Origin of the sequence: Gluconobacter sp. GP1 (genome assembly GCF_032913585.1) — a bacterium.
In the GTDB taxonomy this organism is placed as follows: domain Bacteria; phylum Pseudomonadota; class Alphaproteobacteria; order Acetobacterales; family Acetobacteraceae; genus Gluconobacter; species Gluconobacter cerinus.
The window spans coordinates 1-18352 of record NZ_JASGXC010000011.1 but is presented as its reverse complement, the minus strand read 5'-3'; the positions used below and the strand labels follow the sequence as shown (position 1 = coordinate 18352).

General features: G+C 61.5%; 29 protein-coding genes and 2 pseudogenes. 3 read left to right on the top strand and 28 right to left on the bottom strand.

Features of this window, described 5'->3' with window-relative positions; genetic code table 11:
• The 4 genes and pseudogenes from R5H23_RS15520 to ssb all read right to left on the bottom strand — a co-directional run.
• Positions 1–247: pseudogene (locus R5H23_RS15520) on the bottom strand (hypothetical protein); the annotation flags it as partial.
• A gap of 203 nt (positions 248–450) precedes the next feature.
• Positions 451–627, bottom strand: a complete 177-nt coding sequence (locus R5H23_RS15515; RefSeq protein ID WP_202208850.1) for a hypothetical protein — start codon at positions 625–627, stop codon at positions 451–453.
• 282 nt (positions 628–909) lie between these two features.
• Complete coding sequence (locus tag R5H23_RS15510) at positions 910–1182, bottom strand: hypothetical protein (RefSeq protein ID WP_024717183.1); 273 nt, start codon at positions 1180–1182, stop codon at positions 910–912.
• Positions 1183–1314: 132 nt separating this feature from the next.
• A pseudogene (gene ssb, locus R5H23_RS15505) lies at positions 1315–1692 on the bottom strand (single-stranded DNA-binding protein); the annotation flags it as partial.
• A 239-nt stretch (positions 1693–1931) separates the two neighbouring features.
• On the opposite strand from ssb, the gene R5H23_RS15500 reads away from it, so the two are divergent.
• Positions 1932–2084: a hypothetical protein gene (locus R5H23_RS15500; protein WP_317215969.1), complete on the top strand. Its 153-nt coding sequence runs from the start codon at positions 1932–1934 to the stop codon at positions 2082–2084.
• 351 nt (positions 2085–2435) lie between these two features.
• Here R5H23_RS15500 and R5H23_RS15495 read toward each other — a convergent pair whose 3' ends face one another.
• Positions 2436–3251, bottom strand: a complete 816-nt coding sequence (locus tag R5H23_RS15495; RefSeq protein ID WP_317215968.1) for a hypothetical protein — start codon at positions 3249–3251, stop codon at positions 2436–2438.
• Between the two features lie 336 nt (positions 3252–3587).
• On the opposite strand from R5H23_RS15495, the gene R5H23_RS15490 reads away from it, so the two are divergent.
• Complete coding sequence (locus tag R5H23_RS15490) at positions 3588–4682, top strand: hypothetical protein (RefSeq protein WP_317215967.1); 1095 nt, start codon at positions 3588–3590, stop codon at positions 4680–4682.
• Positions 4683–4737: 55 nt separating this feature from the next.
• On the opposite strand, the gene R5H23_RS15485 is transcribed toward R5H23_RS15490, so the two are convergent.
• From R5H23_RS15485 to R5H23_RS15395, 19 genes are all read right to left on the bottom strand, one after another.
• Complete coding sequence (locus R5H23_RS15485; protein WP_317215966.1) at positions 4738–5064, bottom strand: type II toxin-antitoxin system PemK/MazF family toxin; 327 nt, start codon at positions 5062–5064, stop codon at positions 4738–4740.
• Positions 5061–5318, bottom strand: a complete 258-nt coding sequence (locus R5H23_RS15480; protein ID WP_317215965.1) for an AbrB/MazE/SpoVT family DNA-binding domain-containing protein — start codon at positions 5316–5318, stop codon at positions 5061–5063. Before R5H23_RS15480 ends, R5H23_RS15485 begins: the two co-directional genes overlap by 4 nt.
• A gap of 148 nt (positions 5319–5466) precedes the next feature.
• Positions 5467–5667 (bottom strand): hypothetical protein, encoded by a 201-nt coding sequence (locus R5H23_RS15475; RefSeq protein WP_317215964.1) that lies wholly within the window; start codon positions 5665–5667, stop codon positions 5467–5469.
• On the bottom strand, positions 5664–6374 hold the full coding sequence (locus R5H23_RS15470) for an HD domain-containing phosphohydrolase (protein WP_317215963.1): 711 nt from the start codon (positions 6372–6374) through the stop codon (positions 5664–5666). Before R5H23_RS15470 ends, R5H23_RS15475 begins: the two co-directional genes overlap by 4 nt.
• Positions 6375–6428: 54 nt before the next feature.
• Positions 6429–6851, bottom strand: a complete 423-nt coding sequence (locus R5H23_RS15465; RefSeq protein WP_317215962.1) for a hypothetical protein — start codon at positions 6849–6851, stop codon at positions 6429–6431.
• 2 nt (positions 6852–6853) lie between these two features.
• Positions 6854–7150 (bottom strand): hypothetical protein, encoded by a 297-nt coding sequence (locus tag R5H23_RS15460; protein ID WP_317215961.1) that lies wholly within the window; start codon positions 7148–7150, stop codon positions 6854–6856.
• 4 nt (positions 7151–7154) lie between these two features.
• Positions 7155–7442: a DUF2312 domain-containing protein gene (locus R5H23_RS15455; RefSeq protein ID WP_062022226.1), complete on the bottom strand. Its 288-nt coding sequence runs from the start codon at positions 7440–7442 to the stop codon at positions 7155–7157.
• Positions 7443–7452: 10 nt separating this feature from the next.
• Positions 7453–7929, bottom strand: coding sequence for a transcriptional regulator (locus R5H23_RS15450; RefSeq protein WP_317215960.1), 477 nt, complete (start codon positions 7927–7929; stop codon positions 7453–7455).
• 78 nt (positions 7930–8007) lie between these two features.
• Positions 8008–8568, bottom strand: a complete 561-nt coding sequence (locus tag R5H23_RS15445) for a hypothetical protein (RefSeq protein ID WP_317215959.1) — start codon at positions 8566–8568, stop codon at positions 8008–8010.
• A gap of 40 nt (positions 8569–8608) precedes the next feature.
• Complete coding sequence (locus R5H23_RS15440; protein ID WP_317215958.1) at positions 8609–8872, bottom strand: hypothetical protein; 264 nt, start codon at positions 8870–8872, stop codon at positions 8609–8611.
• A 234-nt stretch (positions 8873–9106) separates the two neighbouring features.
• The gene (locus R5H23_RS15435) at positions 9107–9268 is read right to left on the bottom strand and encodes a hypothetical protein (protein WP_317215957.1); all 162 of its coding nucleotides are present in this window, start codon (positions 9266–9268) and stop codon (positions 9107–9109) included.
• Positions 9269–9415: 147 nt separating this feature from the next.
• Positions 9416–9838, bottom strand: a complete 423-nt coding sequence (locus tag R5H23_RS15430; protein ID WP_317215956.1) for a hypothetical protein — start codon at positions 9836–9838, stop codon at positions 9416–9418.
• 288 nt (positions 9839–10126) lie between these two features.
• A complete protein-coding gene (locus R5H23_RS15425; protein ID WP_317215955.1) occupies positions 10127–12148 on the bottom strand; it encodes a UvrD-helicase domain-containing protein in 2022 nt (673 codons plus the stop codon).
• A complete protein-coding gene (locus R5H23_RS15420; RefSeq protein WP_317215954.1) occupies positions 12141–12824 on the bottom strand; it encodes a hypothetical protein in 684 nt (227 codons plus the stop codon). Before R5H23_RS15420 ends, R5H23_RS15425 begins: the two co-directional genes overlap by 8 nt.
• 10 nt (positions 12825–12834) lie before the next feature.
• Positions 12835–13803: a DUF3991 and toprim domain-containing protein gene (locus tag R5H23_RS15415; protein WP_317215953.1), complete on the bottom strand. Its 969-nt coding sequence runs from the start codon at positions 13801–13803 to the stop codon at positions 12835–12837.
• A gap of 434 nt (positions 13804–14237) precedes the next feature.
• Entirely contained in the window at positions 14238–14504 is a 267-nt protein-coding gene (locus R5H23_RS15410) for a hypothetical protein (protein ID WP_317215952.1), read from the bottom strand.
• On the bottom strand, positions 14501–15334 hold the full coding sequence (locus R5H23_RS15405; RefSeq protein ID WP_317215951.1) for a DNA/RNA non-specific endonuclease: 834 nt from the start codon (positions 15332–15334) through the stop codon (positions 14501–14503). The genes R5H23_RS15410 and R5H23_RS15405 overlap by 4 nt, the downstream gene beginning before the upstream one ends.
• Before the next feature lie 74 nt (positions 15335–15408).
• Entirely contained in the window at positions 15409–15654 is a 246-nt protein-coding gene (locus R5H23_RS15400) for a hypothetical protein (protein ID WP_317215950.1), read from the bottom strand.
• 93 nt (positions 15655–15747) lie between these two features.
• The gene (locus R5H23_RS15395; RefSeq protein WP_023945887.1) at positions 15748–15987 is read right to left on the bottom strand and encodes a hypothetical protein; all 240 of its coding nucleotides are present in this window, start codon (positions 15985–15987) and stop codon (positions 15748–15750) included.
• A 285-nt stretch (positions 15988–16272) separates the two neighbouring features.
• Here R5H23_RS15395 and R5H23_RS15390 point away from each other — a divergent pair, with 285 nt between their 5' ends.
• Complete coding sequence (locus tag R5H23_RS15390) at positions 16273–16791, top strand: hypothetical protein (protein WP_010505051.1); 519 nt, start codon at positions 16273–16275, stop codon at positions 16789–16791.
• Here R5H23_RS15390 and R5H23_RS15385 read toward each other — a convergent pair.
• The 4 genes from R5H23_RS15385 to R5H23_RS15370 form a co-directional block, all read right to left on the bottom strand.
• Positions 16773–17306, bottom strand: a complete 534-nt coding sequence (locus tag R5H23_RS15385) for a hypothetical protein (RefSeq protein ID WP_211501717.1) — start codon at positions 17304–17306, stop codon at positions 16773–16775. The two genes, R5H23_RS15390 and R5H23_RS15385, sit on opposite strands and share 19 nt — an antisense overlap.
• Positions 17303–17551, bottom strand: coding sequence for a hypothetical protein (locus R5H23_RS15380; RefSeq protein WP_211501718.1), 249 nt, complete (start codon positions 17549–17551; stop codon positions 17303–17305). The genes R5H23_RS15385 and R5H23_RS15380 overlap by 4 nt, the downstream gene beginning before the upstream one ends.
• 34 nt (positions 17552–17585) lie before the next feature.
• Positions 17586–18041 (bottom strand): DUF3085 domain-containing protein, encoded by a 456-nt coding sequence (locus R5H23_RS15375; protein WP_010505045.1) that lies wholly within the window; start codon positions 18039–18041, stop codon positions 17586–17588.
• A 78-nt stretch (positions 18042–18119) separates the two neighbouring features.
• Complete coding sequence (locus tag R5H23_RS15370) at positions 18120–18296, bottom strand: hypothetical protein (protein WP_211501719.1); 177 nt, start codon at positions 18294–18296, stop codon at positions 18120–18122.
• Between the last annotated feature and the right edge of the window lie 56 nt (positions 18297–18352).

The window sequence follows — 18352 nt, the reverse complement described above, 5'->3', positions numbered from 1 at the left end:
GGCGACGGGACAGGCCGTCAAGCCCGGAGCGTCCTGAGCAAGGGGGGCAGGCCTGCGGCTGATGCGGGGTCGCGTGCGGCCCTGCAGCAGACGCGGGCCTGACACCTGCCGCCGAGGGTCGCGCAGTGGCTTTACGGCCTGTCCCGTCGCCTGTCAGACTGAACGCTGGATGCGAGGCCGCCTCCCTGTAACGTGCCTCCCCGGACGGTCCGAAGGACTGGCCGGGGAGGTTGAGGAGCCGTCTCACGAACAGATCCCCCAGACCAGGACCGTCCGTTCAGGGAAAAGAACGCGGGTGAACCGTTACCCGGACGGGCCGAGACGCAGGGTCCAGACGCCCGGTTGAGGGCGGCTGGACCCTGTGGCTCGGTCGAACTTGGCGACGCAGGAGCCTAGTGAGATAGGGTGAACGAACCCGCCAGGGCCGCCCCGATCCCTCTTTTGCTTTTTTTACCTATGGCCCTGATTTCTGCCTGAAGAGTCCCGCGTGAGAAAGAACGCCACAAACCCGACGGCAAGCACCAGCAGACCTCCCCGGGTTGGATGCAGAAATCCCTGCCAGATCAGGAGAAGAACAGCCGCCTGAATGACCAGAGCGCCGATGCGGATCGCGTTGTTTCGTGACATGGGCACAGTCTAGCCCTTTCCCCTGTCCTGGCGCAGCCCCCCCCTGTGGGGGGCGAGCACTGGGGGCATCAAAACTCGCGCCGGCGAGGCGCGTCCGTCTGATTGAACTAAACGAGCGGACAAAAAAAAGCGGCCCGGAGGCCGCCTGTGTCGTTTTGTCAGGAAGGACTATGCCGCTTCTGTCGTGGTCTGGCGGTCGGGAGTAACCGGCTAGCAATCCAGCCGAAAAGAGCGCAGCCACCTGCAAACGCGGCGAGCATCATCAGCAGGTTTGGGAAAAACTCATTCATCATGTTCGGTCTCCGTTGGCGTGACCTCAGTGTTCGGAATATAGCCCAGAAGCGTCCACGCGGCAATTTCAAAAGCGGCGGCGGCGAGCGCGGCTGCCAGACGCTGCCACATTGGAACGGCCGCTCCCGTGAAGAGCGGAGCCACAATCCCCGCCCCGAGGATTGCCAGCGCAAGGCTCTGGCAGCCGCTCGCGAAAAGCTTCACGCGCTCGGTTGTGTGCTGCGTTGAAGTGGGAGGTCTGGGAGGCAGTGTCGGCAGCATCATGGAAAAGTCTCTTCGGTGGTCATAGCGCCGGTTCCTGTGAGGAGAGTGAACGGGGACGGTCCTTTGGCAGGACCGTGCAGTGAACTGCGTACCTTAGAATGGCGCCTGATCGTCCCGTTCCTCATCCGACTGGCCCCAGCCGCCTCCTTCGCTTCCGCGGTTGCTATCCAGCAGAACCAGTTCACCCTTGAACCGGTCAACGACAACTTCTGTCGTGTAATGCTCCTGACCGCCCTGATCGGTCCATTTGCGGGTGCGCAGTTCGCCTTCGAGATAGACCTTGCGACCTTTACGGAGGAAGCGCTCCGCGACGTCCCCCAGACGCTCATTGAAAATGACGACACGGTGCCATTCGGTGCGCTCACGGCGTTCGCCGCTCTGGCGGTCATTCCAAGTCTCAGACGTGGCGAGTGTAAAGCTCACGACCTTGGACCCGGACTGCATATTGCGGACTTCCGGGTCTTTACCAAGGTTGCCAACGAGAATGACTTTGTTAACGGAACCAGCCATGAGAGCCTCCAAGAATTAGGGAACGTATCGACTGGACTTGTTCGGCGCTATTGCCTCTGTCCATGAATAGATATTAGGTTTTTACTTGGTCTCAGTCAACGAAAAACGGCAGAAAACCGCCATTTCCGAGGAAATAAAGCCCAAGAAAAAGCGGTTTTACTTGTTGATTACTCAATGAGTATTTGATGTTTTCCTAGACCCATCCTGCCCGTGCGGCGAGCACATTGACGGCGACGAGAGTGGAAGGGAGGTGGCGTTTTCCTGAGCCCATCCTGCCACTGGCCAAGACGGGCGACGGGACAGGCCGTCAGGCCCGGAGCGTCCTGAGCAAGGGGGGCAGGCTTGCGGCTGATGCGGGGTCGCGTGCGGCCGTGCAGCAGACGCGGGCCTGACACCTGCCGCCGAGGGTCGCGCAGTGGCTTTACGGACTGGCACGGCGACTGCCAGACTGAACGCTGGATGCGAGGCCGCCTCCCTGTAACGTGCCTCCCCGGACGGTCCGCAGGACTGGCCGGGGAGGTTGAGGAGCCGTCTCACGAACAGATCCCCCAGACCAACACCGTCCGTCATCGGAAAAGAATGCGGGTGAACCGTTACCCGAAAGGGCCGAGACGCAGGGGCCAGACGCCCGACCAAGGGCGGCTGGACCCTGTGGCTCGGTGGAGCTTGGCGACGCAGGAGCCTAGCGGAATAGGGTGAACGAACCCTTCAGGGCCGCCCCGATCCTTCTTTTCTTCTGCCCTTCAAACCACCCACGGGTCCGTGTCGAAGAGATGAAAAAGACTATTCTTCCCTTCCCGGCCCGCCTTCCTCGTCTTCCTTCTCAGAACCTTGCGTTTTTGACGGGCCTTGCGCCTTTTCTTCTCATCAGCCTTCCAGCAGTCCCGCAGGACAGCACGCAGTTCGGGACACTGTGCGCTGATCTGTCCATAAGCCTGACGCCGGAACCGGGCCACGCCGCCGAAACGGTCGATGCCTGTCACGAGGGTACTCCTGCCGATCCCCGGATAGAAAATCACGCCGAGACCGTCCTGTGCATCGGGTGTTGAGGGCAATCGAAGGAAGAGGGTGGCGAAGCCATCCGAGGTCTGAACCCATCCGGGCGCTGGCCCTGCCAGTTTCCGCAGCGGCATCAGGTCAAAGTCCGGACAGTTCTCGGCTATGGCTGCCGTGAGAGGCGGAGACCTGTGCCAGAAGCTGGCGCTACAGCCCGGCCAGTCTTTTGAGGCGTCGGTCGGAAACAGGATTCCGAAGACGGTGATGAGATCCGCCTCATAGGCAAGCTGACCGCCCTGCCATTTGGCAAAGCCCGGATCATCGAAGCAGTCGAAATACTCCATGCCCCGGATGCTGACGTCTGGATACTCGTCAGACAGCCCCAGCCCATGACCAAGAAATGACGTCCCGATCCCGCTTTCGAGGGTCATCACAAGTGTTGTTTCATCCTCCCACGTCATTTGTTCGGGTGCGCAGGTCCGGTAGGCGCGCTCTCTGGCGATCTGGCGCAGACGGTCCTGCGGGCCGGTGAGCGTGAAGACGGTTGTGACGTGAGTCGCCATGGGGAACATCCTTTTTCATTTTCTGGATGCTTTCCCGCAGGCGCAGACGGTTGGACGGGACAATGGCGCGCCCTCCAGGGCGCGGGCCGCGTGCGGCCGAACCATTGTGGCGGCCGGACGGCCTGTGGCTGGGCTCTCATTTCCTTTGCGCACATGCCTCTTCTTGCGCGCCCTCTGCCCCTCCGGACAGCGTGTTGCAGCCCATCTCCTCATCCTGCCGTCCTGCCGCCGACCTCTCCGAGGCGCCCCGCCCGTCATCCGTTCCAGCATGCAAAACGCACTCACAAGACGCCACGGCAGAATACGGAGATCCGCTCTTCATGACCCGGGATTTCCATGCACTATCGCGTTTCCAGATCAGCCCGTTCTGACTGTCATCCCCACGACGAACTCCGCCTGATCGTGTGCCTGCTTTTTGAAGACGGGACCGCCTGTGTCGGGCAGAGCCTTGTCCGCAGGATGCCAACCTACCTCAAGCGCATAAGGACGCTTTTCCGGTCTGTAGGATCCTTTCAGCGTTATGACCTGCACGCCTTCACGATCGGGGATGCGCCCCCGAATGATCTGGTTTTTCTCTGGGCCTACCACCTGTCCAGACACGGCGTGCGGCTTCGCACCCTGAACGACCCCGGGATCATCGTTGATCCCCTTGCGCCTCTGGCGTTACAGACGCGCGAATGGACCAGTTACAGCGCCCGCACCAGAAAGGTGCTGTTCCCTGTCCTCCTGAAGCAGGCTCTCGCTTCACGGGGAGAATGGCGCGGCACCCGGATTGTTGCCTATTGCTGCATCCTGTCTCAGGGAGCATTCGTCCTTGGCAGTACACCTCTTCTCGATGGCGAACCTTTCAGACTGGACGACTGGATGCCCGCAGTCGGAACCCATCATCTGTGGAGCCGCGTGTATGAGGCGCAGGTCCATAGTCAGGAGGCATATCAGCAGGTGGAAGCCGCTCTGAACCTCTGGCGTGAAACACTCGAAAACATGGGAGGCCGGGAGACATGGTACCGTCAGCACATGTTTTATACCGGCTTTCCGGAAACGGGAGACCTTCACCTTCCAGATACCGAGCTGCTTCTGTCCCTGCCGGCCTCTCTGCTGGCGGGGATCTCATTCTGCCTTGAGCACTGGCCCATGGGTCTCAAAGAGACACGACTGTCGCTCGACAACCAGTCTCAACACCTCTCTCCACCGGGATTCCCTCGCTCCAGAACCGAGGACCCAACTGACTGGGAGAGCTTGGCCCGCTCCCAGGAGGACACTCTGGAAATCATCCAGACATATGTCGAAGATATCGGAGCGATGTTTGCAGACACCCTGGCCAGACAGGAGATTCTTCATTCACAGATGAAAACGCTGTCCAGAACTGTTCTCGAGGCCACAAACATGATGGTTCGCCTCCACGCGGCCTCCTGCCCTGATGACATCTGATCAGCCACTCCGAACGGGACGCGTGAGAATCATTCAGACGTCTCTCTGCCAGACGCTATTCGAAGAGCGTGGCGAGACGGGCGAGGACGTCGTCCAGCAGATGGCCGGACAGTTCCTCCACCATTCGGCCGCCGCGGGCCCTGAGGTCAATGACACGGGGCTGGTCACACCTCACAATGCCTGTGGTCTTCAGACCTTCGAGCGGCACGGCGAAGCCGAGCCGTCTTGCGAAGCCCCCGCCGCTGGTGATTGGGACGACAACCGGCAGGCCGGTCGCGCGGTTGAAGCTGTCAGGGGAGACGATCAGCACCGGGCGCGAGCCCTGTTGCTCGTGTCCTTTGGTGGGATCGAGAGAAACAACCCAGATCTCACCGCGCCTCACAGGATCTCCCGCCCGGTGGCCCCGCCAGCAGCCCAGTCGCGGCTTTCAGCGTCCGGCTCAGCCGGATACTCCGACACGGCCAGCAGCTCTGCCATCGTGTAGTGTGGCCTGCGCCTGGGCCGCACGACGAGGGCGCCATTCTCCACGTCAAGTTCGACCTTCTCACCGGCTTTGAGGTCGAGAAGACCGAGCAGGGCTGGTGGAACCGTCAGCACGATGGAGCCACCGAGCTTTCTGAGACTGGACGTCGTCATGAGTTTCTCCTCGTTATACTTTTATATAACATGGATAGGAGGGGCTCCGCTAATAAAATCGACCGCGGAAAGCAGGCTTTCAGGCTCGCAGGCTGCGCCTTTCTCCTGTCATCAGAGACCGTACGCCCATCTTCTCATGCAGCGCGCCTCAACCCTCCTGTTGATCATCCGGTCTATGGCTACCGGAAAGTACAGCGTCTGCCTGAAGATAAAGAGCTTCAATCACACACAGCCCGTCCTCTGTCCGGTTTTCTGCAAAAAGACGATCTGCGACGTCTGCCAGAAGTTTCAGGGGTGACGGTCCGGACGGCGCGGTGTGAGCTGCGGGCGGAAGTGGGAGAGGCATCATGGCAGGTCGTTCCGAAAGCTGAGGGTACGGGAAGAAACGGGGGACTGGCCGGGGATGGGCTGATACCCCTGAACGGGCTGCGCAATGCTGCGGCGAATGGCGAGCAAGTCATCAAAAGAGGCGAGCGCGAGACTGACCAGGTCAGGATCAAATGCGCCGCCTGCCTGCTCCTGAAGAAAGGCCTTCACCTGACGGGCCGACCATCCACCTTTGTAGGCCCGCGCAGACAGCAGGGCATCGATCACATCCGCAAGGCCGATAATGCGGGCGGCCAGAGGGATGGCTTTGCCCTTCAACCCGAAGGGATAGCCCTCTCCGTCATGGCGTTCGTGGTGCAGGAGCACCGCCTCATGAACGAGGGTCGGGATATCGGCTGACAGATGAAACAGTGCTCCAAGGCCAAGCGAGGGATGCTGCCGCATCACCAGCATCTGCCTGTCGTTAAACATGCCCGGATGTTTCAGGAGGCTGTCTGGCAGGAGCAGTTTGCCCGCGTCGTGCAGGCGGCCTGCCAGTTCAAGGGCGCTGGACGACAGGCCAGTTTTCGCCAGATAGCCGAGCAGGCCAGCAAGGCGCCCGACCCTCTGGCCATGCCCGTCATCCCCTTTGGCAACCTGTGCCAGAAGGGACGCCAGAGGCGCGCCTTGCCGCCGATAGGACGCAGGCAGTTTCACCACTTCTTTCAGGAGCGTCTGCAGTTCAGGCATCTTTCCTCTGCCGGTTGTGTAGGATCACTTTAGGAGAGGGCAATGTGAGTCCGGTCATCCCGGATGGATCAGGCTGCGGGCGAGGCCGCCGAGTGCCAGGGCCACGCAGGTGACGAGGAGCCGTATCCTGGCCGCCCGCCCCTGCCCGCGCCCAGTCAGGATCCCGGAAGTCTTTTCAGCGAGTTTCACAAGAGCCAGTGTGATGCAGGCCAGAAGCGTCCACTGCCAGAACGACAGCATCAGAACCGGTTGACCCAGTCCGGACAGATGCCAGGGTCCCTGTCCGGCAAACTGATCCAGGCCAAGAAATCCATCCGCGGCGTTCGTCAGAAGAAACAGGCTGACCCCGATCAGACATCTGGGGCCACAGACCCGACGCTGTATCCTCCCAACAGAGTGAGAGGATCCCAGAGTGGAGGTATAGCGGACACTGGTGATGAGCGTTGGAGTCCAGTCCACGAAGAAAGGTGCAGGCACGCTCAATACCCATCCGGCAAAAGACGAGACAGAGAGAGCAGGCAGAGCACCAGGCCGAGGCTGGCAAAAACTATACCGCGCCTGCGCTCGAGACCGTAGTCGCGCCCGTCTTCGCCGATTTCGGGGACACCCGGTCCCGTCATGGTTGCCAGACAGCCACCGAGCATGAAAACGGGGCCCATGACAGCGCCAAGCCTGGGAACCACAAACGCAAAGAGAAGCAGTCCCACACTCGGCCAGCAGACCAGGATCTCTCCTGCCGTCTCGGCGATACGTCGGCGCGGTGGAGCATCTTGCATTCGGTCACATTCCCAAGGCACGGCGGTAGATCTGCAAAAGGGTTTCCTGAGCCTCGACCTCCGCGGGCTCCTGCTTGCGCAGCCGGATAATCGTGCGGATGACCTTGACGTCGAACCCGGCTGACTTGGCTTCGGCAAAGATGTCCCTGATGTCACCACTCAGCGCCTTGCGCTCTTCTTCCAGGCGCTCGACCCGCTCAATAATGGACCGCAGCCGGTCGGCGGCAATGCCACCTGCGATGACACCCTGATTGTCCTGGCCGTCTTCAGGAAATGATACGCGTTGCAACATGGTCAACCTCTCAGAGATCGGGTGAGACGCAGATGGGAGAGAGGGGGCGTGGCAGATCGCGATGCCCGTCTGCCAGCGCTTCGAGCCAGCGGGACTGCCGCTCCGGGAGATGTCCCTGTTCCTCAATGAGGCGGCGAAGCGCCGTCCGGTGTTCGCCGAGACGCTCTGCAAGCGTGCGTTCGGACCAGCCAATGGTGATAAGGGCACTGGTCATCGCGTAGCCATTCAGCGGAGGTCTGTTCCCCGCTGGAGGCACAGCCCGGGCCAGTGGATGACTCAGTCGACGGTGCAGCATCCCAAGGGCCGCGAGCCACTTGAGAAAGTCCGGGTCAGGAATACCCTGCCCTGATTGCCAGCGCAGGATCCTGTCCTTGGAGACGCCAGATCGGCGGGACGCCTGACGCGCACCCCAGCCGATGACGGAGAGCTCGCCCGCGATGGACAGCGCTGCACGCCTGTGCCCGGGACGAACGGAGCGTGAATCCACATGTCCTGCCCGCGGTTGCCCACAGCGCTGTCCACTGGTTTGGGGGATAACCCGCAAGCGCGACGCCTCCCTCATGCCTCAGCCATGCCGGGCGATATCGGTAAACGTCCTGTCCTGTGCCCCCTGACGGATGTGTTTGGCCATATGCGGCGAGACAATCCGGTAACGGTTGGGGCGGCGCGGATCCAGTCGTTCTTCGATCAGTCCTGCCTGCTCCAGGTCCTCGAGCGCGTCACGCACAACCGCGATTTTCAGGCCAAGCCAGGGTGCAATTTCCCCAGCGGTTTCGTGCTCGGTCAGGGACGCAAAGACGAGGTCATGGATGGGCGACGTCACAACAGTTCTTGTCGCAGGCATCCACGGCACGCGGGCATAAACACTGTGCCCCAGGGCTGCGATTTCTCCCGCTTTTGCAAGCGTAACCAGGGCCTCGGGCAGAGCGCCCGCCTGCTCGGGGGTGAGGTTCGCGCGAAGTTCGAGAACGTTGTACGGCCCACGGTTCAGGCAGGTCCGAACGTGCTGAAGGACAGACCGATAGGCCTCACGTTGTGTCTCTGCATTCAGTTTGCGGAAAACCCGCGCTTTGGGTTGGTTGCCGCCGATCTTCACTGTGTTGCCCTGTCTGCTGTCATCGTGCACACAGCCTGCCACGTCCGGTTGTGAGTGCGGTGAGACCGCCTCACAGCTGACCTGCCATCCGCATGCACTCAGAAGCCTTCTGCAAATCAGCCAGACCAATCGCCACCCAGACGGGGACGAACACCGGGACGTACCACCGCGGCATGAAGGCTTTCGTCTTCCAAAGGCGCCGCAGATCCATTCCGAGGACGCTGAGAGCCAGTGAGAACAGGATGGCCTGTGCAAACATGGTCCAGACCATCTGGATATCGAAGGGAAAGACCATCCAGCCGAACCCGAGGACCAGTGTCCCCGCGAAAACCATGCTGCCGAGCATCCATGGAGAGTTCAGGGAGGGAAAAGAGAGTGCCCTGGACAGGGCAGCCTGCTTTGAAGATATGAGTTGCTCGGTCATACCGGGCAGTATGACGAAGGCGTTTGTGAGTGCGGTTCAGGCAGACTAGTTCGGGAGGTGCCAATAGGCGTAGATCGGGACGCCAGTCATCAGCACCAGCTTCCATGGTTTACACGACACAACCCTGTGCCAGGGCGCTTTGTCCTAACGATCCCGATGTCTTCCTGAGCGTAGAATAGGAATCAAGAGGCCGAATGCAATACCCATGGACACTCCGAGAACCGGCTTGCCAATCAAGAGGCCAAACACAACCCCTATAGAAATTCCCAGTGCCAAAGCGCCGAGGCCATTACGCGACTTCTTCATGAAATGAAACTCCAAGACACAACGTTCTGTGAGGACCACGGGCCGGGATCGCCCCCTACGCGCCCATCCATCCCATCGCACGCAAGGGCGAAGGCAGCACGTCCGTTTCGCCTCCACCCGAAACGTCTGATGATCCGTCGGAGCCGCTCACAAGGCCGGATAGGGAAGATGCGTCTTATCTCCTGATTGGGCTAAACTCGCATTCACGTTATCAACAATGCCATTGCCAACCTTTCGGATGACTTCCGACAAGGGCTGATCGGGATGCCTGTGGCATTCAATCTCCACCCTGATAAAGAAGCTCTGCGTAATCTGCCCCATGAGCATTTCCATCTGACCCAGATGCAGCGAGGCGAACTCCGTCATATACGGCTTCATCATAGTCATTGCCGAGATCACTCTGTTTCGCGCTTCCGGCGTATTAGGAGATGGTGTGTCCCTGCTCGCATAGTCCAGGTAAGTCGAGCACGGGGTCGACGGTACGAAGACCGTCGTATCTGATGCTGCCGCTGCTGTAAGCCCGGATGCGAGTTGTAATGTCACCAAAAACAAACCTCTGAAAATACGCATTCGATATACTCATCCCGAAAATTATACGTGCCTGATCGGCTGCTCTGCGACGATCATGATCAATATCATTTCTTCCATGATCTCAGTATGCGGTTCCTGAGACAAGCAGCATAGGACCCGGTGACGGCTTGCAGCAGTCTCTGGCCGAGCTGCGAGCTGCTCCTTAAGGACCTGAGAGGCCCACTCTGCCCACTTCAACGAGGCTTCGCGGGCCGTTTGCCGTCGCTTTAACAGGTGTAATGAACGGCCCTGAGTTCCTGCGTGTGGCACAGCCAGACGCCTTGATGGTCAAAAGCCCATCGCCTCTCTCTGAGCCTGCCGATTGTAGACCGATCCCCGTTGGAATGCAGGACGGCGCTTGAGATCCCGCCCCCAGCCATCCCGCCGCGCCTGGAGCGGGATCTCGTCGATGAAGCAGCTCGGGTTGGCCTGCTCGCCCCGACGAAACTCGCACCAGGACACACTGACGCGCTGGCGGCCGCGGGTGAGTGCGACATAAGCCAGTCGACGTTCCTCCGCCGGGTCACTGTTCGTTCGCGACGGAAACAGCGTGTCTTCCCAGCCGATCAGAAAGACATGCCCGAACTCCAGACCCTTTGACCCATGAATGGTCATCAGCTTCACCCGGCCGACACTGTCATCGTCCCGGCTTTCCGACCCGAGGGCCGCATGGTCGAACAGCTCTTCTACCGAGCTGAACTCGTTGGCGAGCGACAGAAGCTCATGCAGGTTTTCCAGCGCCGTGCGCCCATCCTCCCCGGCCGCCTGGTGCATCGCGAGATACCCGCTCTCTTCGACCAGAACCCTCAGACGCTCCCCCAGACTGGGCTCGTCGCTGCGGGCTCCTTTCAGAATCACGTCCAGGAAGCCACGCAGCTTGTCAGCAGCCTTCCCGGTGCGGCCCTGCACAGTGCGCTCCGCCGCCTCGTACAGCGAGATCGCCTCCTCGTCCGCGACCTGCTCGAATTTTGCCATGGCTTTCGCCCCGATCCCCCGGGCGGGCTGATTGACGATCCGCCGAAAGGCTTCGTCTGACTGCCGCTCATACGGAAAACATGTCAGACGCAGGAAGGCCAGCGCGTCCTTGACCACCGCGCGCTGCCAGAAGGCGGTATCATTGACCAGCTCATACGGGATCTTTGCGCGCAGCAGAGACTCTTCCAGCAGCCGGGAGAGATGGTTGAAGCGATAGAGCACCGCCATGTCCTCGTAAGGCACACCTTCCAGGGCACGACGTCCAATCTCGGCGGCAATTCCGGAGGCCTCGTCCTGGCTGCCAGTGTGCCGCAGAATATCCACTGGCTCCCCATCTCCGGACGCGGTATACAGGGTCTTCTCCAGACGGCTCGTGTCGTGAGAAATGACCGCGTTGGCCGCCGACAGAATATGACCGGTCGAGCGGAAGTTCTGCTCCAGGGCAATCATGCGTCCGGTCGGAAACTCCTTGAGAAAGCTTCGGATAATCCGGACATTGGCCCCACGCCAGCCGTAAATCGACTGCGCATCGTCGCCGACAACGAAGAGCTCGTTGTGGTCTTTGGACAGGCATTTCAGCCAGAGAAACTGGAGCCGGTTAACGTCCTGGAACTCATCGGCCAGCACGCAGTCAAACCGGTCCGCCCAGTCCCGTCTGTAGCGTTCGTCGCGGAGCATGGTCACGGTAGGCCACAGCAGAAGGTCTGCAAAATCCGCGCGATTGCTTTCGCGCAGCATCGCCTGATAGGCAGGATAGAGCACGGCCGCATCCCGCCAGACCATGATGTCATCGCCTTCGGTGATGGCATCCGTCGCAATCCGTCCCTCGACCCAGGCCACGGCATCCGGGGGAAGCACCATGTTTTCCTTGAGCATGGCGATGCGCGAGCTGACGGATTTCACACGCTTGCGAAACGTCTCTCCGTCATCGGCATTCATGACGCCTGCTTCAATCGCCTTTTCCAGAAGCCTGCGCACGATCTTCGTGCTGTCTTCGCTGTCACAGACGTCGAACCCCGGACGCAGCCCGGCAATATCAGGATCGGTGCGCAGCTGGCGACGCCCGTGCGCATGGAAGGTGCCCACCCAGTACGGCGCCTGAGCGATATTCAGGGCCGCCGCGATGCGGGTCTTCATCTCCCCGGCCGCCTTGTTGGTGAACGTCACGGCCAGAATGCGATCCGGCGCCATGCGACGTTTGACGACACGGTCGACGATCCCGGCCACCAGCGTCCTGGTCTTGCCAGTCCCGGCACCCGCGAGAACAACAACGGGCCCAGTCTGACGCGCGGCCTCTGCCTGGGAGGGAGTCAGTCCGGAGAGATGATTATCCACGACCACGTCCCTGCTCCCGGGTGCCATGAAGAACCTCGCACCGCGTCGCACGGCGACCATCAAGGCTCAGGATCACGTCCGGCTCGACCATCAGGTCAAACTCCTGCCCGAAATCCCACGTCCCGTCCGCCAGGACCGTTCCTCCAACCATGAGACCGCGCAGCACGTCGCCGCCGAACGCGATCTCGACATAAGTCTGCGGGAAGGGCGGCTGATTATGGAGCAGGGCCCAGGTATGCCAGACGCGGGTCGTCTCGGCATCGGCATGCCAGGCGGCGGTCAGTTCTGCGACATGTCCCAGAAGTGTCACGGCATCCGGACGGTCAGGATGACGCGTGCTTCCGGGAACGGTGCCAATCAGGACAAGCTGCTGCTCCCCCGCCTGGCAGGTCAGGAACCCACTGCTTCCGGTCGGAGACTGAACAAACAGGACGATGCGTCCGGACAGATCCCAGCCTGCCGCACTCCAGCGTCCACCAACCACGAGACCCTGACCCCGCTCCATCTCAGGACCGTATTCCACCAGAGCCCAGGGGATGCGACATCCGAGGTCTGGCATCAGGCGCAGAGAGTGGTCCGCATCCGGGTGCGCCAGAAAGGCCGCTCTCAGGGCGTCATTTTTTTCGTGGCCGGGAAACAGAGCCTCCATTTCCCGTCGTGCCTTGTCATTCGTCATCAGTCTCTCCTCAGGCGGCGCGGGCGGCGGCCACAACAGTCTTCAGGGCGTCGTTGAAATCTTTGCAGCCCCCGTGGGGAATACGGCGGATCACACGGACACCGGCTTCACGGCCCAGCTCTGCCAGGCGCGCGGCATAGCGGTTGCCGGCGTCATCATTATCGGTTGCGGCCACCAGAACGGCTGCCGGATCTTTTGCCATCTCAGTCAGTTCGGCCGTGAGGGCTTCGACCGTCTCCGGCCCCATGCCACCTGCGGTCGAGCAGTACAGGGTTTCGCGCGTGCGCTCGCTGTCGAGGGCGGCGTAGGACAGGGCATCAATGGCGGATTCACTCACCACCAGCCGACGGACCGTGCGGCCAAGGCCGGGCTGGAACCGGAAAAGCGTTTTGACCGTACCCGACAGGCAGATATGCGTGTCCGGACCGCGCAGTTCCGCACCACAGATGGCCCCCGCGGCATCCCGGTGGCAGAACCAGGCGGCGTGATAGCCATCCCGGATGCAGCCGGTCATGATGGCCCGACGCAGCACCCACTCCGGAAGGCCGCGCTCCTCGGTGAGGTACGCCCACACCTTCGTGCCGGATGTCAGTTCCTTCTTGGCCTGCCAGCGCTCAGCCGGGGCAACGTCTGGCGTTTTAGCTTGACGCTCGCGGACGTATTCTGCCCCCTTCGGTTCAAGGCCCACCAGCTGACCCAGCTCACGGCAGGCGTCGCGAAACTTCAGACCGGGCGTCAGGCGCTGGATCAGGGAGAACACATCCCCCTTTTCGTCCGATCCCGTATCCCACCAGCCACGGCCTTCATGGTTGACGATAATCGTCTCGCCCTTGCCCGCACGGTATTTCAGAGCGTTCCGCGTGCTTTCGGGCTTGTCGAGAAGATAGCCATGGCGCTCAAGCAGCAGAGCACAGGAGACGCCTTTGACAATGTCGGTCCGGTCGTCATCAGACAGTCTGAACGGCTCAAAGCGTGCCATGATCGTCATCCTTTTCGTTTCGGGACGGCGCAACGGTCAGAACCGGCCTCAACGCCCCTGTGATCTGGGTTTAATTTAGGAAAAATCCGTAAGTATTGCAAGGAAAAACGGCTGTTTACTGCGGTCTTCTCGGTTGTTATTTGCCGTGACTTTCCCATATACAAACATTGTCTCCACAAACTTAACGAATACTTAAACAAGCCTTTCGTTCGACCCATGCCGGAGGCAAAAGGGGCGAAAGCAAGCGCAGCGACGCCTTTCGTCCCGACACTGCCAGGTCCGTCACAAACGTAACGCAGGACAGGATGCCTTCTCAGGGGACCCGGCTGCACGGAGCAACCGAAGGGCGCGGAGGAAGCTGGGGTGGAAGGTCGTCTTGTCCGGAGTGAGGCTTGTGGCACTCCAGACCTTCCCCGCCAGACGCTCCCACACCTTCAGGCACAGTCCCGATCCGCAAAGGCACCGGGCATCACGCCGCCCTGTCGAGCACCCCGCGCGCGGTCCGGCAGATGGGCCGATCCTTCAAGCTCGCGGGCAATGGCGTCGATGTGCGCCTTCAACGCATGAATGTCCTGCAAACCGATCCGGTCCCTTCGGATTTCAAGGCGCCCGGACACGGCGATGCACTCTGCGCCATTTTCGATCGCCAGATCATCGATCTGCAGGCGCGCGCTCCCCTCTTCAAACGGAAAGAAAGTCATGGCCTGGCCTCCGCAGTCGCCCGTTCCGGATCGGCCTGAGTCCTGACGGCATAGGGGGTTTGCCGGGGATGAGGCAGGGCCATGGCCGTCTGCCGGATGTCGTCTGGCAACGACGGGAACGGATCGACACCCGTGGCCTGCGTCAGGGCGCCGATGCTGATGATCGTACAGGTTGGTTGGGCATTGTTCAGGCAGAAATACGCCCCCGCTGCATCTTCGGCAGGATCGTAAACAGCCTTCCATGTCGCCCACGGCACGGAGATCCGATGCCAGCCGATTGTCTTCCTCGGGGAGCTGAAGACAGGACCGGTCACGACGTAAAGCTCGCCCTCGCGCCGTGCGAGCCCGCGCACGGCCATTTCCACGCCCGTCCAGATGCCTTCATTCAGTTCCGGGGTCTGGGGGACAACATTGGACAGCGCAAAGCTCTGCTCCTGGGCACGACGGCTTGGCTCATCGCCCGAACAGGCCATATGGCCGCGATCATAATCCGACGCGCGGTAATCGCTCAGCTCGGCCCGGTCCTCGAAAGACAGACGCGGATCGGCATGAAAGAACCGGACAACCCGGCCGATCTGCATGCTGCGTTCCAGGTCTTCCTCGGTCAGGTGCTCTGCCGTCCACAGGGGGCCATGACTGAGTCCCGAGTGCAGGACAGCAAAGGCGTCATTGCACAGAAGGACGGTCTGCTGCCCCAGAGCCTCCTTTGTCAGGACCGGAAGCTGGCCGTCTCCGCCGAAGTCGGCACACCCAGCCGGTGCCGCCTGGCTTGCGGATGCCCAGAACAGGGCGCTCAGGGCAAGCCCCGCTCTGTGATGTCGCATCGCCATTCCCTTTCCTCCCGGACGCCTGTGTTGCGCATGCCAGGATGACACGGTCTGTTGTGAGTGCAGGCTCGCGGCTGTCAATGGGAGACACTCAGCAGAGTACGGCGCGCCGAACGATGGGCGGCGCTGGCATCACGGCGCAGTGCGGCGCGTAACGCCGCCCCAAGACGATCGTCATCCGCGTCATCAGCCAGATGATCGGCTTCCGCGTAAAAGCGCCGTGCGCGGCCAATGGTCTGGCCTGCCGAGACGGCGCGGTGAAAGACGGGCGCCTCAAGCACGGGAAGGAGACAGGACGGAGCTGTGATGGTCTGGACCTGCACGACGCGGTTCCTTTCTTGTGTTTATTGACCGGATGCGGGCCGCGCTGCGGCCCTGATGTCAGTGGAGGAAGGAGAGGATCAGCGGTCCTGATCTCAGTCCCCGGTCCGAGGCAGGGGGGCGCGCTTTACGGCCATGCCGTCACTCGCAAAACAGAGCATTCCGTTATGCCGGTAATGATTGCGGCGCACTTTGCGGTACACGCCTGACAACTCCGCACCGGCCATGCAAAACGTCTCGTCAATCTGAAGATCTGCGAAGAGAACCGTATCCGGCCCAAAGACCTCTGCCTTTTTACGGGCTGCTGTCAGATCTGTTTTCCTGCGCTTGGACATGCTCTGCCTCTCTCGGTTTATGTCGTTCCCGATCGGCAGCCTCGTGGGGCGGGCGGCGTAGCAAGGGCGGCGCTGTGCGCCGGGAGCGGAGCGACGCACCCTTGCTGCGACGCCTGCCCCATGAGAGCCCCTTCCTTCCCTCCCTCCTCTTTCTCTTTCCCGCGCTTCTCTTTTCTGCCCCCGGAGGTTTTCGCGAGGGCCGAATGAGGACGGTATCTTATTGTTTTTGTTGACTTTTATCTGTGGCGCGCTTTACGCTTGCCGCACAACGACAGGAGGACACCGATGAGTGCACAGACAGATCAGACCGCCACGGTGATCCGCTTTCCGCAGGAGCGGCGTCGTGCACCGACCCTGGACGCGCTCACCGACGCAATCCTGCCCGAGACGCAGTTGCGGTCGCTTGCCGAAATCCGGGCCGTGACACCGCCCCGACAGGTTGAGCGCCTCCGCGCGTTCGGACGCGAGAGGGCGCGACAGATTTTCGGAGCCACCCCCTTGCCCGACACGCGGGAGGGTCGTCAGCGCATGGCGTCTGACTGGCTGACACTTCTGGTCGGTCGGGCACTCGCCCGGGTTTCCGACGCACGGTCCCTCACGGAAAAGGCGGAGCGGCGCGAGATCGAAGATCCGCAGCGCGACGGCATCTATGACGATCTTGCGCAGGCGCTGCGCGCCGAGATCGTCGCCTGGGAGACGGCCCAGAATATTCTGGGCGGATGGGAGGTCGTTCAGGGACTGATCGACGATCCGGACTCCTGCGCCGTCACGGACAGCGCAACGTGTCAGAGCAGACCCATCTGAACAGGCTGCTGCCGGGACAGGGTCGCAGCCAACGCCGGAGCCAGTGAGATGCGGCCTGCATGATCGGCCGGCACGCCGTGACGGTCGATCAGCCTGCGCAACAGCGCCTGTTCGCCTCGGACAGTCTCCTGGCGCAGTTCAGCGCGGTACAGGTCCAGCACCTGATGCTCGACCAGAAGAGCCGCGATCCGGCTTTCCACGTCTGACCAGGTCCAGGCGGGATCGCCGATCCCGCCACGCGCGATGATCTGATCGAGGAAGGCGAGACGCCCCTGCGTCGAGCTGAAATACCGGCCCGCAAAGCCGTTCCGGTTAAAGCAGGCGATAAACCCCCACATCTGGCTGACGCGCTGGTACAGCGCCTTGCTGAACCCCTCCTCCGGCAATCCCTTCGCAACAAAGGCGAGGATTGCATTGGCCAGTTTCGCCTTGTCCTGCGGTGAGCTCCACTGGGTGGCCGTCAGGCCATCGGCCTCAATGCGGACGCGCCGCAGGTGTGGCAACAGCAGGCTCATGCGGTGGCCTCCTGCGCGAGCGCGGACAGAGCCTCCGCGACAGTGCTGGCAAGATCGGGCCGCCGCGCGATCAGCCAGCCCGTCAGTGCGGTGCGATCCGCCGCGTCCACAAGGGAGACGACGCGGTCGACGTCGCAGCGTCTCAGCTGCTCCACGCTGTCAGCCGCCACAGCCACGGCCGAGGCCCAGATCTGGTCGCGCGACCGCGGACCCGCAGACACCGTGTCAGGCGTAGCATCGGACATTCTTCTTCTCCTGAAGGATTTCAAGGACGGCCGGTCAGGCCTGAAATTCGAGGGTTTCCGGGGTGATGGTCATGCGCAGTGTGTCGCCTGAGGCCTGCCTGAGGGCCTGCCGCACAAGCGTCGCCTCCAGGAACTCGCATCCGTCATCCCCGCCAAAAGCCTGGCGTTTGACGTCATGAGCCCTGCCCGCGTTCTGTGCCGGGTCCGCTTCGCGTGCATACGCGCACAGATTGGGCTTCTGACCGTCATCGGACGGCAGAAGGGGAAGCCCGTTCGACATCATGTAGATCCCGTGATCTCCAACCAGCCACAGACCCGCAGGGATCTTTGCAGGATCGACGTCGTCCTGACGGCCCCATTCGCGCGCGCCGTGCCCGGGCTTGCGCAGCCTCTTGTCAAAGAGCTGCGTCAGCGTGGCACGGCGCTCGGACGCGGCCTCGGCATGGGCGAGAAGGCGCTCGATCAGCGCGCGGTCGAAAGTGACGATCATGGGATATTTTCCTCGGATCAGATATTAAAAAGCCCCGCACGATGGCGGGGCCTGGGGGCGTTCGGAGACGTGGAGGCTTCAGCCCCGACCGTGGGTGATGTGGGAGGCGGAGGCGAGATAATGATGGGGCACCGGGCCCGCCAGAAAGCTCGGCAGGCACGTAAAGGCGAAGACCAGGGAGAGAAAACCGAAGACCCCACCGGCCAGTCCGGCAACGTCCTTGATGTCCTGAAGGGCCTGTTGGGAAATCTGCATGAAAGGTCACTCCTGTTGCCGTCATCTCTTTTCTCTGATGACCTCTCCGGCACAGG